The organism is Amycolatopsis sp. N2S4-7 (genome assembly GCF_058119595.1).
In genome coordinates this window covers 2,945,788-2,959,456 of sequence record NZ_CP172299.1, presented here as the reverse complement: position 1 = coordinate 2,959,456, position 13,669 = coordinate 2,945,788, and the positions used below count along the sequence as shown (strand labels likewise).

General features: G+C 73.5%; 14 protein-coding genes. 9 read left to right on the top strand and 5 right to left on the bottom strand.

The features are described 5' to 3' along the window. The first annotated feature begins 112 nt into the window (after positions 1 to 112). The 3 genes from fmt to ACH54P_RS13705 are packed head-to-tail and all read left to right on the top strand — an operon-like array spanning position 113 to position 2,954. Entirely contained in the window at positions 113 to 1,039 is a 927-nt protein-coding gene (gene fmt, locus ACH54P_RS13715) for a methionyl-tRNA formyltransferase (RefSeq protein WP_489912761.1), read from the top strand. After that, entirely contained in the window at positions 1,036 to 2,460 is a 1,425-nt protein-coding gene (locus tag ACH54P_RS13710; protein ID WP_489912760.1) for an RsmB/NOP family class I SAM-dependent RNA methyltransferase, read from the top strand. The genes fmt and ACH54P_RS13710 overlap by 4 nt, the downstream gene beginning before the upstream one ends. Next, on the top strand, positions 2,457 to 2,954 hold the full coding sequence (locus ACH54P_RS13705) for a flavoprotein (protein WP_489912759.1): 498 nt from the start codon (positions 2,457 to 2,459) through the stop codon (positions 2,952 to 2,954). Before ACH54P_RS13710 ends, ACH54P_RS13705 begins: the two co-directional genes overlap by 4 nt. Here ACH54P_RS13705 and ACH54P_RS13700 read toward each other — a convergent pair. The 3 genes from ACH54P_RS13700 to ACH54P_RS13690 form a co-directional block, all read right to left on the bottom strand. Next, positions 2,943 to 4,055 (bottom strand): serine hydrolase domain-containing protein, encoded by a 1,113-nt coding sequence (locus ACH54P_RS13700; RefSeq protein WP_489912758.1) that lies wholly within the window; start codon positions 4,053 to 4,055, stop codon positions 2,943 to 2,945. The genes ACH54P_RS13705 and ACH54P_RS13700 overlap by 12 nt on opposite strands. A gap of 105 nt (positions 4,056 to 4,160) precedes the next feature. Further along, complete coding sequence (locus tag ACH54P_RS13695; protein ID WP_489912757.1) at positions 4,161 to 4,820, bottom strand: response regulator transcription factor; 660 nt, start codon at positions 4,818 to 4,820, stop codon at positions 4,161 to 4,163. Continuing rightward, positions 4,817 to 6,016 (bottom strand): sensor histidine kinase, encoded by a 1,200-nt coding sequence (locus ACH54P_RS13690; protein ID WP_489912756.1) that lies wholly within the window; start codon positions 6,014 to 6,016, stop codon positions 4,817 to 4,819. Before ACH54P_RS13690 ends, ACH54P_RS13695 begins: the two co-directional genes overlap by 4 nt. A gap of 122 nt (positions 6,017 to 6,138) precedes the next feature. Between ACH54P_RS13690 and rpe the strand changes: the two genes are divergently transcribed. From rpe to ACH54P_RS13665, 5 genes are all read left to right on the top strand, one after another. Continuing rightward, positions 6,139 to 6,810, top strand: a complete 672-nt coding sequence (rpe, locus tag ACH54P_RS13685) for a ribulose-phosphate 3-epimerase (protein WP_489916424.1) — start codon at positions 6,139 to 6,141, stop codon at positions 6,808 to 6,810. A gap of 80 nt (positions 6,811 to 6,890) precedes the next feature. Then, positions 6,891 to 7,520, top strand: coding sequence for a riboflavin synthase (locus tag ACH54P_RS13680; RefSeq protein WP_489912755.1), 630 nt, complete (start codon positions 6,891 to 6,893; stop codon positions 7,518 to 7,520). Further along, positions 7,517 to 8,842, top strand: a complete 1,326-nt coding sequence (locus tag ACH54P_RS13675; RefSeq protein WP_489912754.1) for a bifunctional 3,4-dihydroxy-2-butanone-4-phosphate synthase/GTP cyclohydrolase II — start codon at positions 7,517 to 7,519, stop codon at positions 8,840 to 8,842. Before ACH54P_RS13680 ends, ACH54P_RS13675 begins: the two co-directional genes overlap by 4 nt. Beyond that, positions 8,839 to 9,345: a 6,7-dimethyl-8-ribityllumazine synthase gene (ribH, locus tag ACH54P_RS13670; RefSeq protein WP_489912753.1), complete on the top strand. Its 507-nt coding sequence runs from the start codon at positions 8,839 to 8,841 to the stop codon at positions 9,343 to 9,345. The genes ACH54P_RS13675 and ribH overlap by 4 nt, the downstream gene beginning before the upstream one ends. Then, positions 9,342 to 9,785: a PH domain-containing protein gene (locus ACH54P_RS13665; protein ID WP_489912752.1), complete on the top strand. Its 444-nt coding sequence runs from the start codon at positions 9,342 to 9,344 to the stop codon at positions 9,783 to 9,785. Before ribH ends, ACH54P_RS13665 begins: the two co-directional genes overlap by 4 nt. Before the next feature lie 165 nt (positions 9,786 to 9,950). On the opposite strand, the gene ACH54P_RS13660 is transcribed toward ACH54P_RS13665, so the two are convergent. Together ACH54P_RS13660 and ACH54P_RS13655 are read right to left on the bottom strand one after the other, a co-directional pair. Continuing rightward, a complete protein-coding gene (locus tag ACH54P_RS13660; protein ID WP_489912751.1) occupies positions 9,951 to 10,727 on the bottom strand; it encodes an exodeoxyribonuclease III in 777 nt (258 codons plus the stop codon). A gap of 72 nt (positions 10,728 to 10,799) precedes the next feature. Beyond that, on the bottom strand, positions 10,800 to 11,522 hold the full coding sequence (locus ACH54P_RS13655; protein WP_489912750.1) for a S1 family peptidase: 723 nt from the start codon (positions 11,520 to 11,522) through the stop codon (positions 10,800 to 10,802). Positions 11,523 to 11,688: 166 nt separating this feature from the next. Between ACH54P_RS13655 and uvrC the strand changes: the two genes are divergently transcribed. Then, the gene (gene uvrC / locus ACH54P_RS13650) at positions 11,689 to 13,644 is read left to right on the top strand and encodes an excinuclease ABC subunit UvrC (protein ID WP_489912749.1); all 1,956 of its coding nucleotides are present in this window, start codon (positions 11,689 to 11,691) and stop codon (positions 13,642 to 13,644) included. Positions 13,645 to 13,669 lie beyond the last annotated feature (25 nt).

Here is a 13,669-nt window from a genome sequence, read left to right as displayed (position 1 = left end):
ACATCACGGCCGGGTTGTGGACAACCGCGGCGCGCCCGGCTGGAAGGGGCCTTCTAGACTCAGCCTCGATGTTCCAGCCACCTGAAACCCTGCTTCCGCCGGGGGTGGGCCGATGAAGCTCGTCTTCGCCGGCACCCCCGATCCGGCGGTCCCCGCCCTGCGCGCCCTGCTCGATTCCGGGCGGCACGAGGTCGTTGCCGTCGTCACCCGGCCCGATGCCCAGGCCGGGCGCGGGCGGCGCGTCGTCCGGTCGCCGGTCGGCGCCCTCGCCGACGAGCACGGCATCGAGGTCCTGACGCCCGCGCGCGCCGGTGACCCGGCCTTTCTCGCCCGGCTCACCGAGCTCGCGCCGGACGCCTGCCCGGTCGTCGCCTACGGGGCGCTGCTGCCGCAGGCCGCCCTCGACATCCCGCGGCTGGGCTGGGTCAACCTGCACTTCTCGCTGCTGCCGGCGTGGCGGGGCGCCGCGCCCGTGCAGGCCGCGATCCGGGCCGGGGACGAGATCACCGGCGCGTCGACCTTCCGGATCGTCAAGGAGCTGGACGCGGGGCCGGTCTACGGCGTCGTCACCGAGACGATCGGGGACACCGACACGGCGGGCGCCCTGCTCGGGCGGCTCGCGGAGTCCGGGGCCAAGCTGCTGCTGTCCACCATGGACGGTCTGGCCGACGGCAGCCTGGTCGCGCGGGAGCAGCCCGCCGAGGGCGTCAGCTACGCGCCGAAGGTGACGGTCGAGGACGCGCGGGTGTCCTTCGCCGACCCGGCCTCGGCGGTCGACCGGCAGATCCGGTCGGTCACCCCCGAGCCCGGCGCGTGGGCGGAGTTCCGCGGCGAACGGTTCAAGCTCGGCCCGGTCACGGTGCTCGACGAACCCGGCCCGCCGCCGGGCGAGATCGTGGTCGAACGCAAGCGGGTGCTGGTCGGGACGGCGACGAAGCCGTTGCGGCTCGGCGAGGTCCAGGCACCCGGCAAGAAACGGATGGCGGCCACCGACTGGGCGCGCGGTACGAGGATCGACCAGGGAGAGCGCCTCCGGTGAACGACCACAGGGAACGACGTCCGTCACGGCCGCAGCGCGGCCGGCCGGCACCGCGCAAGGAAGGGCCGCGCCGCCCGCCGGAGGTGGACCCGGCCCGGCAGGCCGCGTTCGACGTCCTGGCCGCGGTGCGGACGAAGGACGCCTACGCCAACCTGGTCCTGCCGGACCTGCTGCGCGAGCGGCGGATCACCGGCCGCGACGCGGCACTGGCCACCGAGCTGACGTACGGCACCTCGCGGGCCCAGGGCCTGCTCGACGCGATCATCGAATCGTGCGCCGAGCGGCCGCTGTCCAAGACCGACCCCGCGGTGCTCGACGCGCTGCGCCTCGGCGTCTACCAGCTGCTGCGCACGCGCATCCCCGAGCACGCCGCCGTGACGTCCACTGTGGACATGGTCCGCGCGGAAGCCGGTTCGTGGGCCACCGGGTTCGCCAACGCCATCCTGCGCAAGGTGTCCGAAAAGGACGAGCAGACCTGGCTGGACGAGCTGGCGCCCGACGAGGGCACCGACCCGATCGGCGCCTTCGCGCTGCGCACCGCGCACCCGCGCTGGATCGCCCGGTCGTTCGCCGAAGCGCTGGGGGACAAGGGCGCCGAGCTGAAGGCCGCGCTCGAAGCCGACGACGCTCGGCCCGAGGTGCACCTGGTGGCCCGCCCCGGCGAGATCAGCGCCGACGAGCTCGCCGCGATCACCGGCGGCGACCCGGCGCCGTACTCGCCCTACGGCGTCCGCCTGCCCGCCGGGGCCGGCGACCCGGGCGACGTCGAGCCCGTCCGCGAGCGGCTGGCCGCGGTGCAGGACGAGGGCAGCCAGCTCTGCGCGATCGCCGTGACGAAGGTGCCCCTCGAGGGCCCGGACGAGCGCTGGCTCGACCTGTGCGCCGGCCCCGGCGGCAAGGCGACGCTGCTCGGCGCGCTGGCGGCGCTGAGCGGGGCGACCGTCGACGCCGTGGAGAAGGCGCCGCACCGCGCGAAGCTCGTCGAGAAGGCCACGACCGGCCTGCCGGTGAAGGTGCACGTGGGCGACGGCCGCGAGAGCGGTCTCGAACCGGGCTACGACCGGATCCTGGTCGACGCGCCGTGCAGCGGGCTCGGCGCGCTGCGGCGGCGGCCGGAGGCGCGCTGGCGGCGTCAGCCGTCCGACGTCGCCGACCTCACGAAGCTGCAGGGCGAGCTGATCACCGCGGCCTACGCCCTGCTGCGGCCGGGTGGCGCGCTCACCTACGTCGTCTGCTCGCCGCACCTCGCCGAAACCGAGGGCGTCTTCGCGGAGACGGCGCGGCGGCTGACGGGCGAGGTGCTGGACGCGCGCGCGTTCTTCCCCGACGTCCCGCAGCTCGGCGACGGGCCGTACGTGCAGCTGTGGCCGCACCGCCACGGCACGGATGCGATGTTCTGCGCCGTGCTGCGCAAACCGTGAGAGATCTCGGGCTGGTCGCCGGCTCGTGCGGCGGGCTGGACGTCCGGTTCGCCGCCGAGCTGGTGAAACCCGCCGCGGCCCGCGGCTGGCGCCCGGCGATCACGCTCACGCCGACGGCGATGCGCTGGCTCGAGGAGACCGGCGGGCTCGACGACGTCGCCGCGAGCACCGACCTGCCGGTCCGCAGCGTCTCCCGGCTGCCCGGCGAGCCGCGTCCCCACCCGGACCCGGAGGTGTTCCTCTTCGCCCCGGCGTCGGCCAACTCGGTCGCCAAGCTCGCCCTCGGGATCGCGGACAACCAGGCGCTGACCGTGCTCGGCGACGTCCTCGGCGCGCCGGGCATCACCATCGTCGTCGCCTACCAGATCCAGGACACCCGGGTGCACCACCCGGCGTGGCAGCGCCACCTCGACACCCTCGCGGGCGCCGGGGTGACGCTGCACCGCCTGGACGTCCGGCGGCCGTGGACCGAGGCCCTGGACCTACTGCCCTGAGCAGGCGGCCGCGTCGAAGGCGGCCGTCAGGTGCTGCCGCGCGCCGGGCGGCAGCGGGTCCTGGTTCGCCACGACCGTCACCCGGTGGTCGTGCGCGGCCACCCCGGACAGCGTCGAGAAACCGGGGATCGACCCGCCGTGCCCCCAGACGACGCCGCCGCACGACAGCGGGAGACTGCCGAGCCCGAGGCCGTAGCGGGACCCGGGGACACCCAGCTCGGCCGGGACCGTGCGCTTCATCTCCGCCAGCTGGGCCGGGCGCAGCAGCCGCCCGCCGAGGAGCGCGCCGTAGAACCGGTCGAGGTCGGACGGCGTGGTGACCAGCCCGCCCGCCGCCCCCGCGATCGTCGCGTCGAAGTCGCTGAAGTCCACCAGCTTCCCGCCGACCGGCGTGTAGCCGACGGCGTGCGGCACGGGCAGCTTCTCGTCGCCGCGGCGCGGCAGGTAGGTGCCGTGCAGGCCGAGCGGCCGGGTGATCCGGCGGCCGATCTCCCCGCTCAGCTCACGCCCGGTGACGCGGTCGGCGATCATCCCGGCCAGGACGTAGTTCGTGTTGGAGTACGACCACTGCGCGCCGGGTGCGAACAACGGCGGGTGCCGCAGCGCCATCGCCACCAGCTCGGCGGGTTCCGCGCCGCGGTGGCGCAGGGTTTCCGGGTCGACGCCGGCGAGGTTGTCGGTGTAGTTGTAGAGCCCGCTCGTGTGCTGCAGCAGCTGCCGCACGGTGATCCGGGTGTCCGGCAGGACCCCGGGCAGGTACCGCTCGACCGGCGCGTCCAGCTCCACCCGGCCTTCCCCCACCAGTTGCAGGACGACCGTGGCGACGAACGTCTTCGTGACGCTGCCCGCGCGGAACGAGCCGTCCCGCGGGAACGGCTTCCCGGTGGCCACGTCGCCGGTGCCGCTGCGCACCACCCGCGTCCGGCCGCCGTCCTGGATGACGGCTTCGGCGCCCGGCACGCCGTCCTGGGCGGTGAGGACCTCCAGACCGGCCCGGACCGGGTCGGTGGCGGCGAGCGCCGGTGCCGCGGTGGTGGCGGCGAGCAGCGCGACGAGCGTGCCGGTGGCGACGATCCGCTTGCCGCGTAAGGACTTTCGCATGAATGAACCCCCTGCTGTCTCGATCCCTCCACGCTAGGGGGCCGGGACACCCGGCGGGATGGGGCAGACCGCAGGATCTTCCTGGGGTAAACCCCACCCCGGCCGTCACCGGCCGGTGACGTGCCCCGGCCGGACGACCCCGGCTTCGTACGCGATGACCACGGCCTGGCTGCGATTGCCCGCGCCGAGCTTGGCGAAGATGTTGCCCACGTGGGTCTTCACGGTCTCGAGGCTGATCACCAGCGCCGCGGCGATGTCCTGGTTGGACAGCCCGGTGGCGATCAGCCGGAGCACTTCGGCTTCGCGCCGGGTGAGCGTCTTCGCCGCGCGCGTGTGCTTCCCGCCCGGGGGCCGGGCGCTCACCAGCCGCCGGATCGCCTCCGGGAACAGCAGCGACTCGCCGGCGGCGACGGTCCGCACGGCGTGCGCGATCTCCTCCTTGCGCGCCCGCTTGAGCAGGAAGCCGCTCGCCCCGGCCAGGAGGGCTTCGTGGACGTAGTCGTCGTTGTCGAACGTCGTGACGACGAGGATCTTCGGCGGTTCCCGGAGCGCCGCGACCAGCTGCCGGGTGGCCTCGATGCCGTCGGTGCCCGGCATCCGGACGTCCATCAGCACGACGTCCGGGCGGCTGCGGCGCACCTCGGGCAGCACCTCGGCGCCGTCGGCCGCCTCGCCGACCACCGGCAGGCCCTGCTGCTCCAGCAGGGCCCGCAGGCCGGTGCGGACCAGCGGCTCGTCGTCGGCCAGGAGCACGGTGGGCGTCACGCGCCCGCCCTCAGGGGAATGGTCGCGGACAGCCGCCACCGCTCGCCGTCCGGACCGGCGTCGAGCTCGCCGCGCAGGGCTTCGACGCGCTCGGCGAGCCCGGCCAGCCCGCGCCGCCCGGTCCGCGGCCGTTCGCCGGCCAGCGCGTTGACGACGGCGATCTCGAGGCGCTCCGGCCCGGCGGCCACCCGGACGTCCACCGCGCCCGGACCGGCGTGGCGCAGCGCGTTGGTGAGGCCTTCCTGGACGATCCGGTAGCCCTCGCGCGACGCGGTGGCCGGCAGCGCGGCGACCGGCCCGGTGACGGTCAGGCGGACGTCGAGCCCGGCTTCGCGGGCGCGGACGGCGAGGACGTCCACCTCGGCCAGCGTGCGCGTCGGCGCCTTCACCGCGGGTTCTTCGCGAAGCAGGCCGAGCACGTGGTCGAGGTCTTCGAGCGCGCCGCGGGAGGTCTCCTCGATCGTGCCGAGCGCGCGCCGGACCTGGGCCGGGTCCGTCTCGACCAGGGCCGCCGCGGCCGCCGCGTGGATGGTCGACGTCGTCAGCGTGTGCCCGATGGAGTCGTGCAGCTCGCGGGCCAGGCGGTTGCGCTGGGCGAGCACGGCCGCGTGGCGTTCGGCCAGTGCCGCGCGCTCCGCCGCGGACGGGCCCAGCAGCGCTTCCGCGCCGGCCCGGAAGGCCCGGGTCGCGGCGACCGTGACGACCATCGCGAACCCCAGCATGACCAGGGCGACCGGCAGCGTCCACGGCCCGGGGACGGTGGTCACGCCGAAGAACGAGAATTCGTCCTGGTCGCCGCGCAGCCACATCGCGACGGAGAAGACGCCGAAGAGCACGAGGCCGTCCACGACCACCACGAGGCCGCCGAACCCGGCGTGCAGGACCAGCCACGCCCCGGACCGCAGCCGGTCCGGCCAGCCGGGCCGCGCCCGGCCCGGCGACGGCAGCGACGTGCCCAGCAGGCCGTTCGCGGCGGCGACGCCGAACCGCCGCACCGGCCCCGAGAGCCCCAGCAGTCCCAGCAACACCGCCAGAGCGGTCAGGGCGAGCAGGACGCGCGGCCGTCCGGCCGGGCTCAGCAGGGTCCACGGCATCGCGAACGGCGCCACCGGGACGGTCAGCGCCGCACCCAGCACGGCGTAGGGGAGGCCGCGGTAACCACCGGGGCGCAGCAGTGAATTCACGAAACCGGACATGGCGGCGAGCCTAGGGCGGCGGGTGTGGCGGGGACCTCCCTCTGCGGAGCCAGATCCTGGTCACAACCGGTTAGTGAGCGTTAGCGCCGTCCTCCTACACTCGGCACGTGGCAGACCGACCTTTGATCGCACCCAGCATCCTCGCGGCGGACTTCGCCCGGCTCGGCGAGGAGATCGCCGCCGTGGCCGGCACCGGGGAGAACCGGGCCGACTGGGTCCACGTCGACGTCATGGACGCGCACTTCGTGCCCAACCTGACCCTCGGCCTGCCCGTGGCCAAGGCCCTGATCGACAGCACCGACCTGCCGATCGACTGCCACCTGATGATCGAGGACCCGGACCGCTGGGCGATCGGGTACGCCGAGGCCGGCGCCTACAACGTCACCGTGCACGCCGAGGCCGCGAAGGACCCGGTCTCGCTCGCGAAGAACCTGCGCGCGGCGGGCGCGAAGGCCGGCCTGTCGATCAAGCCCGGCACCGCGCTCGAGCCGTGGCTCGAGGCGCTCAAGCACTACGACACCCTGCTGGTGATGTCGGTCGAGCCGGGCTTCGGCGGGCAGTCGTTCATCGCCGACGTCCTGGCGAAGGTCCGCACGGCGCGCCGGCTGGTCGACACCGGGCACCTGAAGCTGCTCGTCGAGATCGACGGCGGGATCAACGCCGACACCATCGAGCAGGCCGCCGAGGCCGGGGTCGACTGCTTCGTCGCCGGGTCCGCCGTCTACGGCGCCGCCGACCCGGGCAAGGCGGTCGCCGCCCTGCGCGAGCAGGCGGCCCGCGTCCGGGCCGGCTGACGCTTGCGGCGGCACCGGAGAAGCCACCGGGCCGCGGCGGGTGTTGGATGGGAGGACCGGCTCACAAGGAGGCAGCGGACGTGTTCACCGGCATAGTCGAGGAGATCGGCGAGATCACCGCGGTCGAGCAGCTGACCGACGCGGCACGGCTGCGCGTGCGCGGCCCGCTGGTCACCAGCGACGCCGGGCACGGCGACTCGATCGCGGTCAGCGGCGTCTGCCTGACCGTCGTCGAGGTGGCCGGCGGCGAGTTCACCGTCGACGTCGTCCACGAGACGCTGCAGCGGTCCAGCCTGGCGAAGGTCGCCGTCGGCGACGCGGTCAACCTCGAGCGCGCGACCCCCGCGGGCGGCCGCCTCGGCGGGCACATCATGCAGGGCCACGTGGACGGCACCGGTGTCTTCCTGGCCCGCGACGCGAACGGCGTCACGTCGTTCGCGCTGCCGGGGCACCTGTCCCGGTACGTGGTCGAGAAGGGCTCGATCGCCGTCGACGGGGTTTCGCTGACCGTCGCCGCGATCAGCGACGACCAGTTCGCGGTGGCCCTGATCCCGACCACCCTGGCCGCGACGACCCTCGGCCGCCGCGAGGCAGGCGACCTGGTGAACCTCGAGGTCGACGTGGTCGCGAAGTACGTCGAGAAGCTGGCCGAGGCGCATATCCGCGACCAGGTGCACAATCGGGACGGCGGCACGGAGGAGCGGTCATGAGTGAGCCTGCGAACGAGCCCGAAGCGGGCTGGACACCCTGCGGCACCGGGGCGGTGTTCGACGCCGACGCCATCGAGCGGGCGATCGCGGACATCGCGGCGGGCCGTCCGGTCGTCGTGGTCGACGACGAAGACCGCGAGAACGAGGGCGACCTCATCTTCGCCGCCGAGAAGGCGACGCCGGAGCTGCTCGCCTTCATGGTGCGCTACACCTCGGGGTACGTCTGCGTGGCGCTGACCGAGGCCGAGGCGGACCGGCTGGACCTGCCGCCGATGTACCACACCAACCAGGACGCGCGGGGCACCGCGTACAGCGTCACGGTCGACGCCGCCGAGGGCATCAGCACCGGCATCTCCGCCGCCGACCGCGCGCACACGATCCGGCTGCTGGCCGACCCGGCGTCCACCGCGAAGGACTTCCGCCGTCCCGGGCACGTCGTGCCGCTGCGCGCGAAGGAGGGCGGCGTGCTGCGCCGTCCCGGGCACACCGAGGCGTCGGTCGACCTGGCCCGGATGGCCGGGCTCACCCCCGCCGGCGTGCTGTGCGAGATCGTGTCGCAGAAGGACGAAGGCGACATGGCGCGCCGCGACGAGCTCGAGGTCTTCGCCGCCGACCACGACCTGGCGATCATCACCATCGCCGACCTGATCGCCTACCGCCGCCGCACCGAGAAGCAGGTCGAGCGGGTCGCCGAGGCCCGCATCCCGCTGGCCGCGGGCACGTTCCGCGCGGTCGGCTACGACTCGCTGCTGGACGGCATCGAGCACGTCGCGTTCGTCTACGGCGAGATCGGCGACGGCCAGGACATCCTGGTGCGGGTGCACTCCGAGTGCCTGACCGGCGACGTCTTCGGCTCGTTGCGCTGCGACTGCGGCCCGCAGCTGGAGGCGGCGCTGGAAGCGGTGGCCGCCGAGGGCCGCGGCGTCGTGCTCTACATCCGCGGCCACGAGGGCCGCGGCATCGGCCTGCTGCACAAGCTGCAGGCCTACCAGCTGCAGGACGACGGCGCGGACACCGTCGACGCCAACCTGGCGCTCGGCGTCCCGGCCGACGCGCGCGACTACGGCACCGGCGCGCAGATCCTCTGCGACCTCGGCGTCCGCACCATGCGGCTGCTGTCGAACAACCCGGCCAAGCGGATCGGCCTCGAGGGCTACGGCCTGCGCGTCACCGGGCGGGTGCCGCTGCCGATCTCGCCGAACCCCGAGAACCTGCGCTACCTGCGGACCAAGCGCGACCGGATGGGCCACGACCTGGCCCAGCTGGAGCACTACGACCAGGTCGGCGCCGGCACCGAGCACCCCGACGGAGGAGCACTGTGAGCGGCGAAGGCCGTCCCGACGTCAAGCTGGACCTCTCCGACTGCAAGTCACTGAAGCTCGGCATCGTGTCCACCCGGTGGAACGCGGACATCACCGAGGTGCTGCTGGAGCGGGCCCTGGTAGCGGCCCGCGAGGCCGAGCTGGAGGACGAGCCGACGGTGGTCCGCGTGGCCGGCGCGATCGAGCTCCCGGTGGTGGCGCAGGCGCTGGCCCGCAACCACGACGCGGTCGTCGCGCTCGGCGTCGTGATCCGCGGCGGCACCCCGCACTTCGAGTACGTGTGCGACGCGGTGACGGCGGGCCTGACCCGGGTGGCGCTCGACGAGAGCACCCCGGTCGGCAACGGCGTCCTGACGTGCGACACGCAGGAGCAGGCCCTCGACCGGTCGGGCCGTCCGGGTTCCAAGGAGGACAAGGGCTACGAGGCGACGGTCGCGGCGCTGGACTCCGCGCACGTGCTCCGCAGCCTGCGCCAGCCGTGGACCGAGCGGGGTTTCGTGTGAGCGTGGCTACTACCCTGGTCATCCGCCCGCGCCGCGCGCTGATCATGTGCAGCGTGCTGGCGGTGGCGCTGCTGGCGGTGTTCGTGGTGGTGGCGGTGCTGCTGCGCAACGGCGACACGGGCGTCCGCTTCCAGCGCTCCGACCAGGCGGCGATGGTCGGCATCGGGATCTTCCTGGCGTGCGGCGTGATGCTGTTCGCGATCGCCCGGGTGCGCGCCGACGCGGAGGGCATCGAGGTCCGCAACGTGCTGATGACCCGCCGGTTCGCGTGGACCGAGGTCCTGTCGGTGAGCTTCCCCGACGGCGCCTCGTGGGCCCGGCTGGAACTGCCGGACGACGAGTACCACGCGGTGATGGCGGTCCAGGCGGTGGACCGGGCCCGAGCGGTGGAGGCGGTCCGGGCCCTGCGGAAACTGCACCGCGCAGCCACCGGCGGCTGACGGCTGGCTGCGCGAGCGCCCGGACGGTGCCCGGTTGCCCGGCGGCGGTCGCCCGGTGGCCCGTGGCCGGTGGCCCGTGGCCGGTGGTCCGGTGGCCCCGTTCCCGGCCCGCGGGCGACGGTCCCGGCGCGGCGAGCGCAGGCCTGTACCCCCCGACGGCTGCCCTCAGAGGTCCAGGTCGACCACGATCGGGGCGTGGTCCGACGGGCCCTTCCCCTTCCGCGCGTTGCGGTCCACATAGGAATCCGTCACCGCGGACGTGAACTCCTCGTTCCCGTACACCAGGTCGATCCGCATCCCCTTGTTGTTGGGGAAGTTCCCGGCCCGGTAGTCCCAGTACGTGAACGGGTGGTCGTACTTCAGCGGCCGCGGGAAGACGTCCGACAGGCCCAGGTCCCGCAGGCGGGCCAGCGCGTCGCGCTCCGGCTTCGTGACGTGGGTCGACTCCGCGAACAGCGTGATGTCCCAGACGTCCGCGTCCGTCGGGGCCACGTTGAAGTCGCCCAGGACCGCGAACGGCCCCGAAGACACCTCCGACGCCACCAGCGACCGCAACGCCTCCAGCCACTCCAGCTTGTACGCGTAGTGCGGGTTGTCCGGCTCACGCCCGTTGGGCACGTACACCGACCACACCCGCACCCCACCACACGTCGCGCCGATCGCGCGGGCCTCCGATGCCCCGTCGAACTGCGGCTCGCCCGGCAGCCCGCGGACGACGTCCCACAAGCCGACCCGCGACACGATCCCGACGCCGTTCCAGCGCCCCAGCCCGTGCGCGGCCACCTCGTACCCCAGCGCCTCGATCTCGGCCGCCGGGAACGCCTCGGTCGTGTTCTTCAGCTCCTGCAGGCACAGCACGTCCGGTGCCGTCTCCTCCAGGAAGCCCAGCACCCGGGGCAGGCGGGGGATGATGGAGTTCACGTTCCAGGTGGCGATCCGCATGCCCGCGAGCATCCCACACGCCACCGACAAGAACGGGGCGGCGCCGCAGCGCCGCCCCGCCGAAGAAGGAACTCAGACGCCCGCGGTCGTCCGGATCCAGGAGCGGCTCGCCGCCACGCTCGCGTAGTTGTTCGTGCCGCGCGTGTTCGACCCGCTTTGGTTCTGGACCGTCGACGCGACGCCGACCTGCACGCCGTTCGCCACCTCCGGGCCGCCCGAGTCGCCCTTCCACGCCGAGCCGTTGACGCCGACGCTCTGGATCGCGCGGCCGCCGTAGGCGTCCGTCGAGCGGCCGGTCACCTGGACGTTCGCCGTCTTCAGCGACGTCGCCGGCGGGCCGGTCGGGGTGGTGCGGCCCCAGCCGTAGATCTGGTTGGTGCTGCCGGTCGCCGGGTCGGAGCCGCCCAGCGAGATCGGTGAGGCGCTCGTCGCCGACGCCAGGTGCAGCAGCGCGATGTCGCCGTTCGGGGACTCGTACTCGTTGTCGACGGCGATCTTCGTACCCGAGAGCAGCGTGTTGCTGCCGACCCGGACGTACATGCCCGAGCCGTCCTGGTCGAGGCAGTGCACCGCGGTCAGCACCCAGCGCGACGCGATGACCGTGCCCGAGCAGTTGAAGCCCTGGTAGTCGCGGCCGGGCGTGTTCACGTACACCTGGGCACCCCAGGAGACCGCCGGGGCGGTGGTGCCGCCGACGATGTTCGGCTGGACGCCCGCGGAGGCGACCGCGCCGCCGGCGAGGGTCAGCGCGACGGCAGCCGCGGAAGCTGCACCGAGAAGACGGAGAGAGGTCACGGCGGTGATCCTTTCGGAGGGGGACCGGAGCGGCCGGTCGGAAAGTAACCACCGGGTCACCGGCGCGGACACCGACGAAGGTCGGAAACGGACGAACGCCCTACTTACGGCGGGGGCGGCCGGGGGCGCGCGAGAACTGTCGGTGCCGCCCCATAGTCTTGACAACGTGGCTGACCCGACCACCTACCGTCCCTCGCCGGGGAGCATCCCGGATGCCCCTGGCGTGTACAAGTTCCGCGACGCGACCAAGCGGGTCATCTACGTCGGCAAGGCGAAAAGCCTGCGCAGCAGGCTGAACTCCTACTTCGCCGACCTCTCCGGCCTGCACCCGCGCACCCGGCAGATGGTCACCACCGCCGCGAGCGTCGAGTGGACGGTCGTGAGCACCGAGGTCGAGGCCCTCCAGCTCGAGTACAACTGGATCAAGGAGTTCGACCCGCGGTTCAACGTCCGCTACCGCGACGACAAGAGCTACCCCGTGCTCGCGGTGACGCTGAACGAGGAGTTCCCCCGCCTGCACGTCTACCGCGGCGCGCGCAAGAAGGGCGTGCGGTACTTCGGCCCGTACGCGCACGCGTGGGCCATCCGCGAGACGCTCGACCTGCTGCTGCGGGTGTTCCCGGCGCGCACCTGCTCGGCCGGCGTGTTCCGGCGCCACGGCCAGATCGGCCGTCCGTGCCTGCTCGGCTACATCGACAAGTGCTCGGCGCCGTGCGTGGGCCGGGTGTCGGCCGACGAGCACCGCGACATCGTCGAGGACTTCTGCGACTTCCTCGCGGGCAAGACCGACGCGATGATCCGGCGCCTGGAGAACGAGATGGCCGCCGCGTCGGCGGAGCTGGAGTTCGAGCGCGCCGCCCGGCTGCGCGACGACCTCGGCGCGCTGCGCCGCGCCATGGAGAAGCAGGCCGTCGTGTTCGGCGACGGCACGGACGCCGACGTCGTGGCGTTCGCCCACGACGACCTCGAAGCCGCGGTCCAGGTCTTCCACGTGCGCGGCGGCCGGGTCCGCGGCCAGCGCGGCTGGGTGATCGACAAGGCCGAGGAGATGGACGTCCCGGCGCTGGTCGACCACTTCCTCACCCAGTTCTACGGCGACGAAGCCGAGCTGGACGCCCGCGACGACGTCGACGCCGGGCCGGTGGTGCCGCGCGAGGTGCTGGTGCCCGAGCTGCCGGCGGACGCGGACGCGCTCGCGGAGTGGCTGACCGGCCTGCGCGGGTCGCGGGTGCAGCTGCGGGTGCCCCAGCGCGGCGACAAGAAGGCACTGGCGGAGACCGTCCAGCGCAACGCGGGGGAGGCGTTCACCCAGCACAAGCTGCGGCGGGCCGGCGACCTGACCGCGCGCTCGGCGGCGCTCACCGAGCTGCAGGAGTTCCTCGGCCTGGACACCGCGCCGCTGCGCATCGAGTGCATCGACATCAGCCACATCCAGGGCAGCGACGTCGTGGCGTCGCTCGTGGTCTTCGAAGACGGCCTCGCGCGCAAGTCCGAGTACCGCCGCTTCGCGCTGCGCGAGGCGGCCACCGAGGGTGACGTCGCCTCGATCGCCGAGGTCGTGCGGCGCCGGTTCTACCGCTACCTGAAGGAGACCGCCGAAGAGGCGGACTCGTCGAAGCCGGGCCTCGACCCGGAGACCGGCCGGCCGAAGAAGTTCGCCTACCCGCCGAACCTGCTGGTTGTCGACGGCGCGGGCCCCCAGGCCACGGCGGCCGCGGACGTGCTGGCCGAGCTCGGCATCACCGACATCTCGGTGGTGGGGCTGGCCAAGCGGCTCGAGGAGGTCTGGCTGCCCGCCGACCCGGACCCGGTGATCCTGCCCCGGACGTCGGAGGGGCTGTACCTGCTCCAGCGGCTGCGTGACGAGGCCCACCGGTTCGCCATCGCCTACCACCGCGAGAAGCGCTCCAAACGGCTGGTGACGTCCGAATTGGACAGTGTGCCCGGGCTGGGGCAGGCTCGCCGCACCGCGCTGATCAAGCATTTCGGCTCGGTGAAGAAGCTCAAGCAGGCCAGGGTCGAAGAGATCGAGGCGGTGCCCGGCTTCGGCAGGCGCACCGCGGAGGCCGTGGTCGCCGCGCTGGCCGGGGAGTCCGGTGCGGGCCCGAAAGCAGGGGAGTAAGGAACGACAGTGAGTGCGCAAGAGG